At 76.0% G+C, this 17305-nt stretch carries 16 protein-coding genes; 8 read left to right on the top strand and 8 right to left on the bottom strand.

Annotated features, from left to right (window positions below; genetic code table 11):
* Positions 1-2: 2 nt before the first annotated feature.
* Positions 3-1682 (bottom strand): alkaline phosphatase D family protein, encoded by a 1680-nt coding sequence (locus ACI789_RS05460; protein WP_457007070.1) that lies wholly within the window; start codon positions 1680-1682, stop codon positions 3-5.
* 72 nt (positions 1683-1754) lie between these two features.
* Here ACI789_RS05460 and ftsY point away from each other — a divergent pair, with 72 nt between their 5' ends.
* The gene (gene ftsY, locus ACI789_RS05465; RefSeq protein WP_457007071.1) at positions 1755-2975 is read left to right on the top strand and encodes a signal recognition particle-docking protein FtsY; all 1221 of its coding nucleotides are present in this window, start codon (positions 1755-1757) and stop codon (positions 2973-2975) included.
* Positions 2976-3085: 110 nt separating this feature from the next.
* On the opposite strand, the gene ACI789_RS05470 is transcribed toward ftsY, so the two are convergent.
* The 5 genes from ACI789_RS05470 to ACI789_RS05490 are packed head-to-tail and all read right to left on the bottom strand — an operon-like array spanning position 3086 to position 6775.
* Positions 3086-4150 carry a threonine aldolase family protein gene (locus ACI789_RS05470; protein ID WP_457007072.1) on the bottom strand — a complete coding sequence of 355 codons (1065 nt, stop codon included), beginning with the start codon at positions 4148-4150 and terminating at the stop codon, positions 3086-3088.
* Between the two features lie 43 nt (positions 4151-4193).
* The gene (locus ACI789_RS05475; RefSeq protein ID WP_457007073.1) at positions 4194-4970 is read right to left on the bottom strand and encodes an energy-coupling factor ABC transporter ATP-binding protein; all 777 of its coding nucleotides are present in this window, start codon (positions 4968-4970) and stop codon (positions 4194-4196) included.
* Positions 4967-5749: a cobalt ECF transporter T component CbiQ gene (gene cbiQ / locus ACI789_RS05480; RefSeq protein WP_457007074.1), complete on the bottom strand. Its 783-nt coding sequence runs from the start codon at positions 5747-5749 to the stop codon at positions 4967-4969. Before cbiQ ends, ACI789_RS05475 begins: the two co-directional genes overlap by 4 nt.
* Before the next feature lies 1 nt (position 5750).
* Complete coding sequence (locus tag ACI789_RS05485; protein ID WP_457007075.1) at positions 5751-6077, bottom strand: PDGLE domain-containing protein; 327 nt, start codon at positions 6075-6077, stop codon at positions 5751-5753.
* Positions 6074-6775 (bottom strand): energy-coupling factor ABC transporter permease, encoded by a 702-nt coding sequence (locus ACI789_RS05490; protein WP_457007076.1) that lies wholly within the window; start codon positions 6773-6775, stop codon positions 6074-6076. Before ACI789_RS05490 ends, ACI789_RS05485 begins: the two co-directional genes overlap by 4 nt.
* 345 nt (positions 6776-7120) lie before the next feature.
* On the opposite strand from ACI789_RS05490, the gene ACI789_RS05495 reads away from it, so the two are divergent.
* From ACI789_RS05495 to ACI789_RS05520, 6 genes are all read left to right on the top strand, one after another.
* Positions 7121-8479, top strand: coding sequence for an ammonium transporter (locus tag ACI789_RS05495; protein WP_457007077.1), 1359 nt, complete (start codon positions 7121-7123; stop codon positions 8477-8479).
* A complete protein-coding gene (locus ACI789_RS05500) occupies positions 8476-8814 on the top strand; it encodes a P-II family nitrogen regulator (protein WP_456917632.1) in 339 nt (112 codons plus the stop codon). Before ACI789_RS05495 ends, ACI789_RS05500 begins: the two co-directional genes overlap by 4 nt.
* A 98-nt stretch (positions 8815-8912) precedes the next feature.
* Positions 8913-11291, top strand: coding sequence for a [protein-PII] uridylyltransferase (locus tag ACI789_RS05505; RefSeq protein ID WP_457007078.1), 2379 nt, complete (start codon positions 8913-8915; stop codon positions 11289-11291).
* 84 nt (positions 11292-11375) lie between these two features.
* Positions 11376-11594 carry a hypothetical protein gene (locus tag ACI789_RS05510; RefSeq protein WP_457007079.1) on the top strand — a complete coding sequence of 73 codons (219 nt, stop codon included), beginning with the start codon at positions 11376-11378 and terminating at the stop codon, positions 11592-11594.
* 219 nt (positions 11595-11813) lie between these two features.
* On the top strand, positions 11814-13397 hold the full coding sequence (gene ffh / locus ACI789_RS05515) for a signal recognition particle protein (protein ID WP_457007080.1): 1584 nt from the start codon (positions 11814-11816) through the stop codon (positions 13395-13397).
* Positions 13398-13494: 97 nt separating this feature from the next.
* Positions 13495-14577: an amidohydrolase family protein gene (locus tag ACI789_RS05520; RefSeq protein WP_457007081.1), complete on the top strand. Its 1083-nt coding sequence runs from the start codon at positions 13495-13497 to the stop codon at positions 14575-14577.
* On the opposite strand, the gene ACI789_RS05525 is transcribed toward ACI789_RS05520, so the two are convergent.
* Both ACI789_RS05525 and ACI789_RS05530 read right to left on the bottom strand, forming a co-directional pair.
* On the bottom strand, positions 14571-15824 hold the full coding sequence (locus tag ACI789_RS05525; RefSeq protein ID WP_457007082.1) for a HAMP domain-containing sensor histidine kinase: 1254 nt from the start codon (positions 15822-15824) through the stop codon (positions 14571-14573). The genes ACI789_RS05520 and ACI789_RS05525 overlap by 7 nt on opposite strands.
* Positions 15821-16507, bottom strand: coding sequence for a response regulator transcription factor (locus ACI789_RS05530; RefSeq protein ID WP_457007083.1), 687 nt, complete (start codon positions 16505-16507; stop codon positions 15821-15823). Before ACI789_RS05530 ends, ACI789_RS05525 begins: the two co-directional genes overlap by 4 nt.
* 122 nt (positions 16508-16629) lie before the next feature.
* On the opposite strand from ACI789_RS05530, the gene ACI789_RS05535 reads away from it, so the two are divergent.
* Positions 16630-17235, top strand: a complete 606-nt coding sequence (locus ACI789_RS05535; RefSeq protein ID WP_457007084.1) for a hypothetical protein — start codon at positions 16630-16632, stop codon at positions 17233-17235.
* The last annotated feature ends 70 nt before the right edge of the window (positions 17236-17305 follow it).

Raw genomic sequence — 17305 nt, forward strand, 5'->3', positions numbered from 1 at the left:
GTTCAGCGTGTCACCTCCGCGGCGACGGGACCGGACAGCGGGAGGTCGGCGACCTCGCGCAGGGCGTCCTGCCCGGTGGCGTCGCGCTCGGCCACGAACAGCCGGAAGCGCGCCTCGCGGTCGTGCAGCACCAGTTCGCCCAGCTGGTTGCCGAACCAGGGGCCGGTCACCTTGGCCCAGTCCAGGCCGGAGGGCTGCACCCGGCCCAGCCGGGCGATCCCGGTGGTGAGCCGCCGCGCCCAGCGGCTCCAGCCCATCCGGAATCCGACCTTGATCGGGTGCGGTGCCTGGTTGTGCAGCGGGGAGACCGTCAGCTGGTGTACCCGGGTGGTCAGCCCGGCGGGCTCCACGAGCTCGGCGGCGTAGGCGTGGTGGACGTCGCCGGAGAGCACGAGTGTGGTCGCCGGCGCCCGGCCGTGCTCCCCGCGGGCGATCGACACCACGGCGCGCCCCAGCCGCTCGAAGGAGTCGCCGAACGCCGCCCAGTGCTCGAGGTCGGCGGCCTGCCGCAGCTTCTCCGACAGCCGGCCGACCGGCCCGCCCAGATGGCGCCGGTTGAGCGTCTCGTTCCACCGCTCGATCTCGTGGATCGCGTGCGGCAACAGCCAGGGCAGCGAGGTGCCCAGGATCAGGTGCTCGACGCCCTCGTCGGCGGCGCGGCGCATCGCCGCCTCCACCCAGGCGAACTCGTCGTCGTCGAGCATCTTCCGGTCGCGTTCGTCGAGCACCCGGCCGGCGCGGCTGTCCACCATGATCATCCGTGCCTCGCCCCAGTGGCGCACGAAGCTCCAGCGGATCGACCGCGGGTCGGTGTCGGCGGCCCGGGCCATCTCCCGCAGCACCGGGTCGGCGTCGCCGACGGAGTCCCGCACCGCCTGCCAGGTCCGGTTCTCCGCCAGCTCCTGCGGGCTGAGGTTGCCCAGGTGCTGGTAGACCCAGTAGCTGACCAGCCCGCCCTCGATCCGGCCCACCCACCAGTCCTGCCGGGTGGTCTCCCGGCGCCAGGCGGCGGAGGTGTTCCAGTCGTCGATCATCTCGTGGTCGTCGAAGATCATCGACGACGGGACCGTCGACAGCAGCCAGCGCACCTGGGGGTCGCTCCAGGACTCGGCGTAGAGCCGGGTGTACTCCCCGTAGTCGGCGACCTGGCTGTCCTCGGGGGCGTGGGCGCCGCGGCGCAGCGCCAGCCAGCGGCGGGTCGCCGTCGTCAGCTCGTCGGCGTAGACCTGGTCGCCGAGCAGGACCAGGGCGTCGGGCCAGGTGTCCTCCGGCTCGCCGGCCAGCCGCGCGGCATAGGTGTCCAGCGCGTCGGGCGGGATGCCCTCGTCGGCGTCCACCGTGCTGGGCGTGGCGTACCGGCAGGAGCCGAAGGCGATCCGGAAGGGGCCGGGGCGGCCGGGGGTGCGGATCCGGCTGGCCGGGAAGCGTGAGGTCGCCTCCGGCCACACCCGCTCGCCGTCGAGGTGGACCTCGTAGGGCGTGGTGCTGCCCGGTTCGAGGTCCTCGACGACGACCAGGGCGTAGTGGTGGCCGCCCACGGTGAAGGTCCGCGTGCGCCGGCCCAGCACCTCGACCTCGCACGGGCGGTCGGTCTCGACCCAGACGGTCGCCGACACGGGGTCGACGTGGCGCAGCAGCGGACCGAGCAGCAGGACCGGGGACTCCCGGCCGGGGAGGGGCATGCCGGACAGGGTGGCCCACGGACCTGTGCATCGCCCACCCCGGCCGGTACGGCTACTGGGAGACTGGGGGCCATGGAGTTCGTGCTGATCGCGGTCGCGATCCTCGTCGTCGCCCTGGTCCTCGGGGTCAGCCTGCTGGTCGGCCGCGGTCGGCGGACGACCCGCCTGGACGAGGACGCCGCCGCCGGCACGACGCTGACCCGTCCGCGGCCGCCCGCGCCCCCGCGCCCGGCCGAGCCGGCCCCGCCCGCCGGCACCACCGCCCCCAGCGACCAGACCCAGCCGGACACGGTGCAGCCGGAGGCGCCGCCCACGCCGCTGCCGCCGGCCGAGCCCGAGCCCGGCCTGGTCTTCGAGACCCCGCCGCCGTCGGCGGGCCGCCTGGTGCGGCTGCGCTCGCGCCTGGCCCGCTCGCAGTCCTCGCTCGGCCGCGGCCTGCTCACCGTCCTCGCCCGCGAGCGGCTGACCGAGGACGACTGGGAGGAGGTCGAGGAGACCCTGCTGGCGGCCGACGTCGGCGTCGCCGCGACGCAGCAGATCGTCGACCGGCTGCGCACCCAGTCGATGGTGCTGGCCACCGCCTCGGGGGCGCAGCTGCGCGAGCTCCTGGTGCGGGAGCTGACCGCCGTCCTGGGCCCCGACCTCGACCGCACGCTGCACGTCGACCGGCACGATGGCCGGCCCGGCATCGCGCTGGTCGTCGGCGTCAACGGCGCGGGCAAGACCACCACCGTCGGCAAGATCGCCCGGGTGCTCGTCGGCGACGGCAGGAGCGTGGTGCTCGGCGCGGCCGACACCTTCCGGGCCGCGGCGGCCGACCAGCTCGAGACGTGGGGCGAGCGGGTCGGCGTCCTCACCGTGCGGGGCCGGGAGGGGGCCGACCCGGCGTCGGTGGCCTTCGAGGCGGCACGCACCGGCGTGGAGGCCGAGGTCGACACCGTGGTCGTCGACACCGCCGGCCGGCTGCACACCAAGGGTGGCCTCATGGACGAGCTCGGCAAGATCAAGCGGGTCGTGGAGAAGGTCTCGCCGGTCACCGAGGTGCTGCTCGTCCTGGACGCGACGACCGGTCAGAACGGCGTCGTGCAGGCCCGGGTGTTCACCGAGGCCGTCGACGTCACCGGCGTCGTCCTGACCAAGCTCGACGGCACCGCCAAGGGCGGCATCGTCGTCTCGGTGCAGCGCGAGCTCGGCATCCCGGTGAAGTTGGTCGGGCTGGGGGAGGGCGCCGACGACCTCGCCCCGTTCGAGCCGGAGGCCTTCGCCGAGGCGCTGGTCGGTGGAGCCGACTGACGAAGGACCCCGTCCTCCCCACCCCTCGCAGGCTCGGGGTGGTGCCCTGGACGGGGCCGCCCTGCCCCCCGCTGCTCGCCAGCTCGCGGCGGGCCCCTGCAGGGGGGCCGTCAGCCGGTGAGCGCCGCGACGGCGGTGCGCACCTCGTCGTCGCGCAGCGCCATCGTCGCGTCGCCGACCGACAGCTCCACCCGCACGACGGCGGGGTCCCCGGTGCGGGCGGCGCGGGCGAACGTCCACAGCCCGTGCTCCACCGCCAGGGCCCGGGCGGCCGCCTCGAACGCCTCCGGCGTGGTGCGCAGCAGCAGGTGCAGCATCGGCGTCTCCGGCGGGTCGGGGACGACGGCGACGCCGGGCAGGTCGCGCACCGCGTCGGCGACCTCGCGGGCGCGGCGCAGGTAGGCCGGCATCAGCGGCAGGCGACGGCGCAGGCAGGTCAGGGCGGACGCCGCCCCGGGCCACATGCCGAACAGCGTGCCGCCCATCCGGCGCCGCCACTCGCGCACCTCGGCCACGACGTCGGCCGGCCCGGCCAGGCAGCAGCCCGCCAGCGCGCCGAGGCCCTTGTAGAAGCTGACGTAGACGGTGTCGAAGAGGCCGGCGATCTCGGCGGGGGAGCGGTCGTACCCCGCCGAGGCCTCCCACAGCCGGGCGCCGTCGAGGTGGGCGGCCGCGCCGCGCTCGCGGGCCCAGGCGGCCTGCTCGACGACGTCGTCCCAGGGAGGGAGGCGGCCGCCGAGGTCGCGCTGCGGCAGCTCGACCAGCAGCGCGGCCGGGTGCTCGGCGACCCCGTCGAGATCGGCGCGCAGCAGCAGCCGGTCCCGGTCGCCGACGGGACGGCCGACCATGCCGTGCAGCCGCTCGAGCGCCTGCTCCTCGTGCAGGGCCAGGTGGCACTCGGGGTGGAACAGCACGGTGCGCCGTCCGCGGCGGTCGGCGTGCACGCGCAGCGCCGCCTGCTGGGCCATCACGCCGCTGGGGAGGTAGGCGGCCGCGGGGAGGCCGAGCACCCCGGCGACCTCGGCCTCCAGGTCGGCGACCACGCCGCCGTCGCCGTAGCGGTCCAGCGCCGTGTCGGCCGGGACGGACGCCAGCAGGTCGCCCGCCCGCCACTCCCCGTGCCCGCTCAGGGACCGGTCGCAGGAGGCCCGCAGGCTCAGCAGGTCGTCGTCCACCGGGCCAGTCTCGCCGGGCCGGTCCGGCTCGGGCCGCGGCGGGTCAGGGGACGGTGTCGGGGTCGAACCCGTAGGGCAGCTCGAGCCGGTGGTGGCGGAGCAGGTCGGCGTCGGCGAGCAGCTCGCGGGTCGGCCCGTCGGCGACCACGACGCCGCCGTCCAGCACGACCGAGCGCGGGCACAGCTGCAGGGCGTAGGGCAGGTCGTGGGTGACCATCAGCATGGTCACCGGCAGCGCCTCCAGGACCTCGGCCAGCTCGCGGCGGCCCGCGGGGTCCAGGTTGGACGACGGCTCGTCGAGCACCAGGATCTCCGGGTGCATCGACAGGACCGTGGCCACGGCGACCCGCCGGCGCTGACCGAACGAGAGGTGGTGCGGCGGGCGGTCGGCGGCGCCGGTCATGCCCACCTGCTCCAGCGCCGCGGCCACCCGGGCGGCGACCTCCGCCTCGGGCAGTCCGAGGTTGCGCGGGCCGAAGGCGACGTCCTCGCCGACGGTCGGCATGAACAGCTGGTCGTCGGGGTCCTGGAACACGATGCCCACCCGCCGGCGGATCTCCTGCAGGTGCCGCTGGCCGACCGGCAGCCCGGCGACGGTCACCGCGCCCCGGCCGCCCCGCAGGATGCCGTTGAGGTGCAGCACCAGGGTGGTCTTGCCCGCACCGTTGGGCCCGAGCAGCGCCACCCGCTCGCCCTGCTCGATCCGCAGGTCGACCCCGAACAGCGCCTGGTGCCCGTCGGGGTAGGCGAAGGCGAGGTCCTCGACGAGCAGGGAGGGCTCGGGACGCGAGGAGCCCAGGGGAGGGGGTGGTGCACTCACCCGAGAAGCAGACCAGACGCCAGGACGGCGCCGGCAGCCGCCGGGAGGGCGAGGGCGGCCAGCCACGCCTGCGCGGGCACCGCCGCGGCGGGGCCGGTCGGCACCTGCCCGGTGTAGCCGCGCGACAGCATGGCCAGGTGCACCCGCTCGCCGCGCTCGTAGGAGCGGATGAACAGCGAGCCGGCCGCCGGGCCCAGCACGCGCAGCGCGCCCAGGTGGCGGCCGCGGAACCCCCGGGACTCCCGGGCCACCCGCATCCGCCGCAGCTCGCCGCCGACCACGTCGGCGTAGCGGAACATGAACATGAGGATCTGCACGAGCACCGAGGGCAGCCGCAGCCGCTCCAGTCCGCGCAGCAGCGCCCGGGGCTCCGTCGTCGCGGCGAGCACGGTGGCGGCCAGGACCGAGAGGGTCGCCTTGGCCAGCAGCCCGCCGGCCGCGACCAGCCCGCTCTCCGAGAGGGACAGGCCGGCGACCTCGATCCGCGGCCCGCGCGCCACCACCGGCAGGAGCAGCGCGAACAGCACGAAGGGCGTCTCCACGGCGAGGCTGCGGGCCAGCCGGCCCGGCCGGACGCCGGCCACGGCCGCCGCGCCGAGCACCAGCGCCAGGTAGCCCGCGTAGGCGGCCCACGCCCACGGTGCGTGCACCGGCGTCGCCACGACCACGACGGCGAAGGCGAGGACCGCGACCAGCTTCAGGTGCGGCTCGAGCCGGTGCACGGGACTGGTCCCGCTGACGTAGGCGGCGCCCAGCGCGCCGCCGTGCCCGGCACCCACGTCAGGAGGTGGTGTCCGCGGTGTCCCGGCCGCGCCGGCGCACCACCAGGGTCAGCCCGCCGGCGAGCAGCAGCGTGACGGTGACGCCGATGACCCCGGCCAGCCCGCCGGAGAGCCGGCCGTCGTCGACGCCGGCCACGGCGTAGTCGGCCAGCGGGGAGTCCGCCGTGGCGCTGTCGCGGGCCGTGCCGGAGAAGCCCTCCTGCTCGGCCGACCACTCCAGCCCGTCGGGGTGCGAGCTGGCGTAGTAACTCCCGACGCCGGCCACGAGCAGCGCGACGAGCAGACCGACGAGCAGGAAGCCGCGGGTCCGCCGGGACGTGGTCATCGGGCACCTCCGGTGGGCGTGGTGGGGCGCGGGGCCAGCGGCGTCGCGGCGCGCAGGGAGCGCGCGCCCCAGACCAGGTCCGGCCGGACGGCCAGGACGGCGGTGAGCACCGCGACGGTGATCAGCGCCTCGCCGATGCCGATGATCAGGTGGACGCCGCCCATCGTGGCGGCCACCGTGCCGACCGGGACGTCGGCGACACCGCCCACGGCGAACAGGGCGACGAAGGCCAGCGCCGCCGCGGGCACCGAGAGGAACGCGCCGACGCCGGCGGCGGTGAGCACCCCGGTGCGGGTCCGCGGCAGGACGGCACTCAGCAGCCGGAAGGCGCCGTACGCGACGCCGACCGCGACCAGGCCCATCAGCGTGGTGTTGGTGCCCAGCGCGGTCAGCCCGCCGTCGGCGAACAGCACCGCTTGGACGAGCAGCACCACGGTCATGCACAGCACGGCCGTCCAGGGGCCGACGAGGACGGCGGTGAGCGCGCCGCCGATCAGGTGTCCGCTGGTGCCGGCACCGACCGGGAAGTTCATCATCTGCACGGCGAAGACGAAGGCGGCCGTCAGGCCGGCCAGGGGAGCGGTGCGCTCGTCGAGCTCGCGCCGGGCGCCCCGCAGGGCCACGGCCACCCCGCCGGCGGCCACGACGCCCGTCGCGACCGACGTGGGTGCGTCGAGGAACCCGTCGGGGACGTGCACGCTGCCTCCTGGCGTCCGGGGCCGACCGCGGTCGGCCGGCTGGGACCGACCTTATTGCACACCGTTGGCAACTGCACATGGCTTGCAACAAGCCGCGGCCCCCGTGACTGGGGCCACTCGCGAGGGCGGCGCAACACGGCTGGAACACACCGGCCGGACACGCGGGGCGGAGTTCACCGTCCGGAAACAGCGGCGTGCCGCCGGGCGAAACAGGCGGGCGGCACCGTGAACGCCACGTCGCCCCTCCCTGGAGGAGCGCCGGTCTGAGCCCCCTCGGTCCGGGGGCACGCTCCGCCCCGGACCGCCCCCGTGGCCCTGCCACACCGATCCCGTCAGGAGGTTGCCGTGGACACCGGCGACACCGCCTGGGTTCTCGCCAGCGCCGCCCTGGTGCTGTTCATGACCCCGGGCCTGGCGCTCTTCTACGGCGGCATGGTCCGCGCGAAGAGCGTGCTCAACATGATGATGATGAGCTTCGGCGCGCTCGCCCTCATCGGCGTGCTCTGGGTGCTCTACGGCTACTCGATCGCCTTCGGCAACGACGTCGGCGGTGGCCTGCTGGGCGACCCGTTCGAGTTCTTCGGGCTGTCCTCGCTGATCGGCACCGGCGGCCTCGACGCCGCCTTCGCGCCGGACAACCTGGTCTTCACCATCCCGTCGCTGGCCTTCGTCGCCTTCCAGGCGGTCTTCGCGATCATCACCGTCGCGCTGATCTCCGGCGCCGTCGCCGACCGGGCCCGGTTCGGTCCGTGGATGGTCTTCGCCGGCATCTGGGCGACCGTCGTCTACTTCCCGGTCGCCCACTGGGTGTTCGCCTTCAACGGGGCGGAGTCCGAGACCGGCGGCTGGATCGCCAACAACCTGCTGGCCATCGACTTCGCCGGTGGCACCGCGGTGCACATCAACGCCGGTGCCGCCGGCCTGGCCCTCGCCCTCGTGCTGGGCAAGCGGCGGGGCTTCGGCCGCGACCCGATGCGCCCGCACAACCTGCCGCTGGTCATGATCGGCGCCGGCATCCTGTGGTTCGGCTGGTTCGGGTTCAACGCCGGCTCGGCGCTGTCGGCCAACGGCCAGGCCGCGGAGGTGTTCGTCACCACCCTCGCCGCCACCGGCGCGGCCACCCTCGGCTGGCTGCTGACGGAGAAGATCCGCGACGGGCACGCCACCTCGCTGGGCGCCGCCTCCGGTGTCGTCGCGGGCCTGGTGGCCATCACCCCGGCCTGTTCGTCGGTGACGCCGATCGGCGCCCTGTTCGTCGGCGCCATCGCCGGTGTGCTGTGCGCCCTCGCGGTGGGCCTGAAGTACAAGCTGGGCTACGACGACTCGCTCGACGTCGTCGGCGTCCACCTCGTCGGCGGCCTGTGGGGCACCCTCGCGGTCGGCCTGTTCGCCTCCGCGGCCACCACGGCCGGTGTCGACGGCCTGTTCTACGGCGGCGGCGTCGACCAGCTCTGGCGGCAGGCCATCGGCGCCATCGCGGTGCTCGTCTACTCGTTCGTCCTCACGCTGGTCATCGGGTTCGCCATCGCCAGGACGATGCGCTTCCGGATCACCGAGGAGGAGGAGGTCAGCGGCATCGACGGCGCCGTGCACGCTGAGACCGGCTACGACTTCGCCTCGCTCGGGAGCGGGGGCGGCGGCGCTGCGACACTCACCGCGCAGGCGCACGCCGAGGCGCGCAACACGGAAGGGATCCGGGCATGAAGCTCGTCACTGCCATCGTCAAGCCGTTCAAGCTCGACGACGTCAAGAACGCCCTCGAGCTGATCGGGATCGCGGGCCTGACCGTCAGCGAGGTCCAGGGCTTCGGCCGCCAGCGGGGTCACACCGAGGTCTACCGCGGCGCCGAGTACCAGGTGGACTTCGTGCCCAAGGTCCGCATCGAGGTCGTCGTCAGCGAGATCGACGCCGCCCGCGTCGTGGACGCCATCGTCGAGGCCGCGAGCACCGGCCAGATCGGCGACGGCAAGGTGTGGGTGACGACGATCGACGAGATCGTCCGCGTCCGCACCGGTGAGCGCGGCGCCGACGCCCTGTAGGCGCGCAGGACCGCACGAACGCACCGGCCGGGGTGGTGGGAGGACCCGCCACCCCGGCCGGTGCGCTTCTCGACACCGAACCGAGCGGAGGGGGAGACGTGCTGGACACCGGGTCGCTGCCCGCACTGTCGCGGGCGGAGCGGGTGCAGGTCCTCGACGACTGGCTCACCGGACTGCTCGACGAGGCCGTGGCGGGGACCCCGCCGCCCCGCCGGGGCCGTGGCCCGGGTGGGCGGGGGACGGAACAGCCGCGGACCGGGACCGACGGCGTGGCCCTCCTCGCCGTCGGCAGCCTGGGCCGCCGGGAGCCCCCGCCGCACGCGGACCTCGACCTCGTGCTGGTGCACGACGGGCGGCCGGAGATCGCCGCCCTCGCCGACGCCGTCTGGTACCCGATCTGGGACGCCGGCCTGCGCCTGGACCACTCGGTGCGCACCGTCTCGGAGGCCGTGGGGGTGGCCTCCACCGACGTCAAGGCCGGCCTCGGGCTGCTCGACGTCCGGCTGGTGGCCGGGGACGCCGGCCTCGCCGCGGCGCTGCGGACGGCGACCCTGGCCAGCTGGCGCCAGTCGGCGTCCCGGCTGCTGCCGCAGCTGCGCGACCTGCGGCGCGGGCGCGCCCGGCAGGTCGGTGAGCTGACCTTCCTGCTCGAGCCGGACCTCAAGGAGGCCTACGGCGGGCTGCGGGAGGGGCAGGTGCTGCGCGCGGCGGCCGCCGCCCAGCTGGCCGACGAGCCGACGGCCGAGGCCGAGCAGGCCTACGCGTTCCTGCTCGACGTCCGCGACGAGCTGCGCCGGCGGTCCGGCCGGCCCACCGACGTGCTGGTCCGCCAGGAGCAGCGGCCGGTCGCGGTGGCGCTCGGGCTGCCCGACGAGGACGCGCTGCTGCGCGAGGTGAGCCTGGCCGGGCGGCGGCTGGCCTTCGTCGCCGACGAGACCTGGCGGCGGGTGGAGGCGGCCCTCGTCCGCCGTCCCCGCGGCCGTTACCGCCGGGTGCGCCGCGAGCCGCTGGCCGAGGGGGTGGTCCGCCAGGGCGACGAGGTCGTCCTCGCCCGCGACGCCCGCCCGGCCGCCGACCCCGGCCTGGTGCTCCGCGGCGCGGCGGCCGCCGCCCGGGCCGACCTGCTGCTGTCGCCGTACACGCTCAAGGTGCTCGCGGTGCACTCGCCGCCGGTGCCGGAGCCGTGGCCGGCCGAGGTGCGCTGGTCGTTCCTCCGGCTGCTGGCCAGCGGCCGGTCCGCGGTCGCGGTGCTCGAGCAGCTCGACCAGGAGGGGCTGCTGGCCCGGCTGCTGCCCGAGTGGGACCGGGTGCGCTCGCTGCCGCAGCGGCACCCCTGGCACCGGTTCACGGTGGACCGCCACCTGGTCGAGGCCGCCGCCGCGGCGGCCGAGCTGACCCACGACGTCGACCGGCCCGACCTGCTGCTGGTCGGCGCGCTGCTGCACGACATCGGCAAGGGCTGGCCCGGCGACCACAGCGTCGTCGGCGAGCCGGTCGCCGCGCAGATCGCCACCCGGATGGGCTTCTCCGATACCGACGTCGCCACCGTGGCGGCGATGGTGCGCCACCACCTGCTGCTTCCCGACACCGCCACCCGCCGGGACATCGACGACCCCGCCACCGTCGCGCGGGTCGCGGCGACCATCGGGCACGACCCCGCGCTGCTGCAGCTGCTGCACGCCCTGGCCCAGGCCGACGGCGCGGCCACCAGCAGCTCCGCGTGGAGTCCGTGGAAGGCGCACCTGGTCGCCGCCCTCGTCGCCCGCGTGCAGGCCCACCTCGGCGGGGCCCCGGTCCGCGAACCGGAGCCGGTGCTGCAGGCCGGCGAGCCCCAGGTCAGCTCCGAGGGGACGCACGGCGTGAGCGTCGGGGTGGAGGACGTCGCCGACGGCCAGCAGGTCACCTTCACCGCGCCGGACCGGCACGGCCTGTTCAGCAACCTGGCCGGGGTGCTGGCCCTCAACCAGCTCGACGTCCGGGCCGCGAAGGTCAACGTGGTCGGCGGGCGGGCCACCGCGGTCTTCGCCGTCCGGCCGCGGTTCGGGCGGGTGCCGGTGCCGGCGATCCTGGCCGACGCCGTGCGCGCGGCCCTGGAGGGCACCCTGCCGCTGGCCGACCGGCTGCGGCAGCGCGAGGCCGACTACCGGCAGGACGCCGCCCGGGCCACGCCGCCGCGGATCGCGTGGCACAACGGCGAGGTGACCGGCGACGCCACCGGGATCGTCGAGGTGCGGGCGGGGGACCGGGCGGGCCTGCTGTACCGGCTCACCGCCGCGATCGCCGCCGAGGGCCTCGACGTGACGTCGGCGCGGATCGAGACCCTCGGCGCCGACGCCGCCGACCACTTCTACGTGTGCAACCCGTCGGGCGAGCCGATCGGCGGCGAGCAGCGGGCCCGCGTGGACGCCGCGCTGGCGGCCGCGGTCCGCGGCGCGGTGCCCGAGCCGGTGACCGCGCCGGGGGACACGCCGGGCTGAGGTCCCAGGAACTGTCGGACCCCCGTGTCAGCCTCGCGGGCGAGTGGGACGGAACGGTCCCGTCGTCCGGGGGAGGGAACCCGCATGCACCACCGGTCCTTCGAGATCGCGGCGGCCGAGGGGCGCGTGTGGCACTGCCCGGCCTGCGCGGACGACCGGGAGTTCGTGCAGCCGCCCTGCGTCGACGGGCACACCGACGACGGCGGCGAGTGCCCCGAGTGGGCCTGCGCCGACTGCGGGACGGCGGTGTTCTCCGCCGCCTCGGTCGCCGTCGTGCCGGTCGCCGCCCGCCGCGCCGCCTGAGAAAGGACCCCGTCCCCCCACCCTTCGCCGGCTCAGGGCGGGCCCCGGAACGGGGCCGTCATGGGAGGGCCGGTGGCGCGCGCCGCCCGGCTCGGGTGCTGCGCTCGTTAGGCTGGTCGGGAGGTGGCGCGACGGCCCCGGGTCCCCGGGTGCCGGCAGCCGAGCAGCCGGTCGGTCCGACCGGCCGGCCGCGCCCGCGAGAACTGCTGAGGACGTGCTGTGTTCGAGACCCTCTCCGACCGCCTCGACAAGGTGTTCAGCGGCCTGCGCGGCAAGGGCCGGCTCACCGACGCCGACATCGACGCGACCGCGCGCGAGATCCGCATCGCGCTGCTGGAGGCCGACGTCGCCCTGCCGGTGGTGCGGGCCTTCATCACCGCGGTCAAGGACCGGGCGCGCGGCGCCGACGTCTCCCAGGCGCTGAACCCCGCGCAGCAGGTCATCAAGATCGTCAACGAGGAGCTCATCGAGATCCTCGGCGGGGAGACCCGCCGGCTGCGGTACGCCAAGCAGTCGCCGACGGTCATCATGCTGGCCGGTCTGCAGGGGTCGGGTAAGACGACCCTGGCCGGCAAGCTCGGCCGCTGGCTCAAGGCCCAGGGCCACACCCCGCTGCTGGTCGCCGCCGACCTCCAGCGGCCCAACGCGGTCAACCAGCTGTCGATCGTCGCGGGCCAGGCCGGGGTCGACGTCTTCGCGCCCGAGCCGGGCAACGGCATCGGTGACCCGATCCGCGTCGCCGCCGACTCCATCGAGCACGCCCGCCGCACCATGCACGACGTCGTGGTGGTCGACACCGCCGGCCGGCTGGGCATCGACGCCGAGCTGATGGCCCAGGCCGCCGGCATCCGCGACGCCGTGCAGCCGGACGAGACGCTGTTCGTCGTCGACGCGATGATCGGTCAGGACGCCGTCAACACCGCGGAGGCCTTCCGCGACGGGGTCGGGTTCTCCGGGGTCGTCCTCACCAAGCTCGACGGTGACGCCCGCGGTGGTGCGGCGCTCTCGGTCCGGTACGTGACCGGCCAGCCCATCATGTTCGCCTCCACCGGCGAGAAGCTCACCGACTTCGACGTCTTCCACCCCGAGCGGATGGCCTCGCGCATCCTCGGCATGGGCGATGTGCTCACCCTCATCGAGCAGGCCGAGCAGGCCTTCGACGCCGAGCAGGCCGAGAAGATGGCCGGCAAGCTCGCCTCGCGGGAGGGCTTCACCCTCGAGGACTTCCTCGAGCAGATGATGGCCATCCGCAAGATGGGGCCGATCGCCAACCTGCTGGGCATGCTGCCCGGCGCAGGGGCGATGAAGGAGCAGCTCAAGCAGGTCGACGACCGCGACCTGGACCGCACCGCGGCGATCATCCGGTCGATGACCCCCGAGGAGCGGGTCAACTCCAAGATCATCAACGCGTCGCGCCGGGTGCGCATCGCCAACGGCTCCGGTGTCACCGTCACCGAGGTCAACCAGCTGCTGGAGCGCTTCGCGCAGGCCCAGAAGATGATGGGCCAGATGGCCGGCAGCATGGGGCTGCCCGGCATGGGCCCGATGTCGAAGAAGGCCCGCGGCCGCCAGATGCAGGCCCAGCCCAAGAAGGGCAAGAAGGGCAAGGGGAAGGGCAAGGGCGGCCCCGCCCGCCGGCCGATGGGCGCTCCGGGCCTGCCGCCCGGCGCCGGCTTCCCCGGCGGGCTCCCGGGCGGGATGCCGGGTGGGATGCCCGGGGGGATGCCGTCGCTGCCGCCCGGCCAGGGCCTGCCCGACCTCACCAAGCTGAACTTCGACCAGTTCAAGGACGACCGGCCGTGACACTGGCTCGCCTCCGCCCCCGGTCCGCTCCTCGCTCGTTCCTCGCTGCGATGCTCCCGGCGGCGTCGGCTCGCGCACGCCGGTGACCGCCCCGGCGGTGACCGCTCCGGCCCTGCACCTCGCCGGCGTCCTGCTGCCCGAGGCCGAGCACCGCGACGTGTGGGTCCGGGACGGGCGGCTGACCTTCGACCCGGTCCCCGGCGCGGAGACCGTCAGCCGCGGCGGCTGGCTGCTGCCGGGGCTGGTCGACGCGCACTGCCACGTGGGCATCGGGCGCGGCGGCGTGCACGTCGAGGACCTCGCCGGGCTCCGCCGGCAAGCGGTCGCCGAGCGGGACGCCGGGGTGCTGGCCCTGCGCGACTGCGGCTCGCCGGTCGACACCCGCGCGCTGGACGACGAGCCGGACCTCCCGCGGATCATCCGCGCCGGCCGGCACCTGGCCGCGCCGCGCCGCTACATCCCCGGGCTGGCGGTCGAGCTCGCGCCGGACGACCTCGTGGCCGGGGTGCGGGTCCAGGCCCGCCGCGGCGACGGCTGGGTGAAGCTCGTCGGCGACTGGATCGACCGCGGTGCCGGCGACCTGGCCCCCGAGTGGCCGGCCGAGACCCTGCGCGCGGCGATCGCGGCCGCGCACGAGGAGGGGGCGCGGGTGACCGCGCACACCTTCGGCACCGACGCGCTGCCCGACCTCATCGGCGCGGGCATCGACTGCATCGAGCACGGCACCGGACTCACCGAGGAGCTGGTCGGCGAGATGGCCGCGCGCGGCACCGCCGTCGTCCCGACGCTGGTCAACGTGGAGAACTTCCCGTCCTTCGCGGCTGCGGGGGAGGCGAAGTTCCCCGCCTACGCCAGCACGATGCGGCGGCTGTACGCGACGTCGGGGGCGGTGGTCCGGGCGGCGTACGAGGCCGGCGTGCCGGTGTTCGCCGGCACCGACGCCGGTGGCGGCATCGACCACGGCCGCATCGCCGACGAGGTGCGCGCCCTGGCCGCGGCCGGGCTGCCGGCCGAGGCGGCGCTGGGCGCGGCGTCGTGGGCGGCCCGGGACTGGCTGGGCCTGCCGTGCATCGAGGAGGGCGCACCGGCCGACCTCGTCGTCTACGACGGCGACCCGCGCGCGGACCTCGACACCCTGGCCCGGCCCCGCCTCACCGTGCTGCGCGGCCGCGTCTACTGACCGACCGGCGGGCCCAGCTCGAGGGTGACCTCCGCGCCCGCGGGGGAGGAGGACACCCGCAGCGCGCCCCCGGAGCCCTCCGCGGTGCGGCGGGCGATGTCCAGCCCGAGGCCGGTCGAGCCGCCCCCGCTGGTCCCGCGGTCGACGGCGGTCGGCGGCAGCCCCGGCCCGGCGTCGGCCACGGTGACCTCCGCGCCGCCACCGGCCCGCGGTCGGACGGCGACCCGGAACCCGGCGCCCTCGGGCGTGTGGGCGAAGACGTTGCCCAGCAGCGCGTCGACGGCCGCGCCCAGGTCGGCGGCGGCCACCCGCACCGGCAGCGGCCCCGCGGCGAGGTCGACGTCCACGGCCCGCCGCTCCTCCTCCGCCAGCACCGACCAGAAGCGGACCCGCTCGCCGACGACGGCCGCGGCGTCGCACCCGGCCCCCAGGCCCTCGCGGACGGTCCGCCGCGCCTCGCTGATCACCTCGTCGACGCCGCGGCTGACCGCGTCGACGTCGCCGAGCAGCCGCTCGCGGTCGGCCGGCGGCAGGGCCTCGATATCCAGCCGCAGGGCGGTCAGCGGGGTGCGCAGCCGGTGCGCGAGGTCGGCCGCGGCCTCCCGCTCGGCGGCGAGCAGCTCACCGATCCGGCCGGCCAGCCGGTTCATCGCGGTGCCCACCTCGCGGACCTCGTCCGGCCCGGCCGGCGTCACCCGCGCGGCCAGGTCACCGCTGCCCAGCCGGTGCGCGGTCGTCGCGAGGTCGGTGACCGGGCGGGTCAGCGAGCGCGCCAGCCGGTCGGCGACCAGCAGCGCCAGCAGCAGCAGGACGACGCCCAGCCCGGCGAGCACCAGCCAGGTGCGGGTGACCCCCGCGTGCAGCTCCGCGGCCGGGACGAAGACCTCGACCACCGCTGTCCCGTCGTCGCGGCGCACCGGCTGGACCAGGCGGGTGCCGTCCTCGCCCTCGCGCACCTCGGCGCTCGACGGCGCGGGGTCCGCGCCCAGGACGCCGACCTCGCCGAGCCACGTGTCGTCGACCCAGCGCACCGCGACCGTCCCGCCGTCGGAGACGGGCAGGCCGGCGGCCACCTCCGCGCGCTCGTCGAGCCCGACGACGGGGATGAGCAGCTGCAGCTGGACGCGGGCGGCGTCCAGCGCCCGGCCCTCCGCGACCCGCGCCACCAGCGCCGCCGCCGGCAGGAGGAAGGCCAGCAGCACGACCGACGTGGTCGCCGCCACCAGCAGCGTGATCTGCCGCCTCACGAGCCCGGCTCGGCCAGCCGGACACCCACCCCGCGGACGGTCTGCAGCAGCCGCGGCTCGGCCGCGGACTCGCCGAGCTTGCGGCGCAGCCAGGACAGGTGCACGTCGACGGTCTTGTCCGAGCCGCCGTAGGGCTGCTGCCAGACCTCGGTGAGCAGCTCCCGCTTGGGCACCACGGTGCCGGCCCGCGCGGCGAGGTAGGCGAGCAGGTCGAACTCCTTCGGGGAGAGCTCCACCTGCTCCCCGGCGTGCGTGACGCGCCGCGAGCGCGGGTCGACGGTGAGGTCGCCGACGGTCACCGGGGCCGGCCCGCCCTCGGCGCCGGCGGCCCGGCGCAGCACCGCCCGGATGCGGGCCTCCAGCTGGCCCGCGGAGAACGGCTTGACCACGTAGTCGTCGGCGCCGGCGTCCAGGGCGGCCACGACGCTGCCGTCGTCGTCCCGCGCCGTCGCGACGATCACCGGGACGGCGGAGACGGCGCGCAGCATGCGCAGCAGCTCACCGCCGTCGAGGTCGGGCAGCCCGAGGTCGAGGACCACGAGGTCAGGGCGGTCCTCCACGGCCGACCGGAGGCCGGTCAGGGCGGTGCCGGCCGAGCTCACGGCGTGCCCGCGCTCCCGCAGCGCGCGGATCAGCGCGGTGCGGATGCGCTCGTCGTCCTCCACCACCAGGAGCTGGGCCACGGCCGGACGCTAGCGCCGCCGGGGCCTGCGGGGGCGTCCCCCAGGAGGGGGGTGTGCTCCCGTGCCTTCCCTTGGCACCGTCTTAACGTGGCCTTGACCGAGGCGGCGACAGGGTGTGCCGCATGAAGCGAACCGTCGCACTCGGAGCCCTCTGGACCGCCTCGGCTGCCGCGGCCGTCGGGCTCGGATTCCTCGCCGTGTCCTTCGTCGACGCGGGCGCCGCACCCGCCACCCGGCCGGCCGCGGTCACGACGTCGGCGCCCTCCCCGTCGACCCAGGGCGATCCGACCGCACCGACCCCGGAGCCGGCGGCGGCGCCGTCGGGGGAGTACGCCACGGTCGGGGGGACGGTCTACGCCTCCTGCGACGGCGACGTCCTGGACGTGGCCGCCGCGCCGGCCGCCGGGTGGTGGCTCGACGACCAGGACGCCGGCGGCGAGGTGGAGTTCGAGAGCGCGACGCAGAAGGTCGAGGTGCACGTCTCCTGCGCCGGCGGCAGCCCCGTCTTCTCCGACGAGGGCGTCCGGGCCGACGCGAACGAGCGCGAGGACTCGTCCCGCACCTCGAGCTCCGCGTCGTCGAGCGCGCCGGTCGACGACTCCGCCGGCCGGGTGGGCGGCGGCCACGGGTCCGACGACCCGCCCGGTGACGACTCCGCGGGCCGGGGCGACGACTCCGGCTCGGACGACGACAGCGGTCGGGGCCGCGGCCGCGGTAGTGACGACTGAGCGATCGGTCGTCGTGAGGTGGGGGCTCGGCGCTGCGCCAGGGGGCACCTGGAGGCGGTGTCGGCCGGTA

It is taken from the genome of Geodermatophilus sp. SYSU D00965 (assembly GCF_054050075.1).

Excerpts from the sequence above, each read along its gene's own strand:
- ACI789_RS05500 (WP_456917632.1), top strand. The coding sequence starts at position 8,476 with ATGAAGCTCGTCACTGCCATCGTCAAGCCGTTCAAGCTCGACGACGTC.
- ACI789_RS05510 (WP_457007079.1), top strand. The coding sequence starts at position 11,376 with ATGCACCACCGGTCCTTCGAGATCGCGGCGGCCGAGGGGCGCGTGTGG.
- ACI789_RS05535 (WP_457007084.1), top strand. The coding sequence starts at position 16,630 with ATGAAGCGAACCGTCGCACTCGGAGCCCTCTGGACCGCCTCGGCTGCC.
- ACI789_RS05460 (WP_457007070.1), bottom strand. The coding sequence starts at position 1,682 with ATGCCCCTCCCCGGCCGGGAGTCCCCGGTCCTGCTGCTCGGTCCGCTG.
- ftsY (WP_457007071.1), top strand. The coding sequence starts at position 1,755 with ATGGAGTTCGTGCTGATCGCGGTCGCGATCCTCGTCGTCGCCCTGGTC.
- ACI789_RS05485 (WP_457007075.1), bottom strand. The coding sequence starts at position 6,077 with ATGACCACGTCCCGGCGGACCCGCGGCTTCCTGCTCGTCGGTCTGCTC.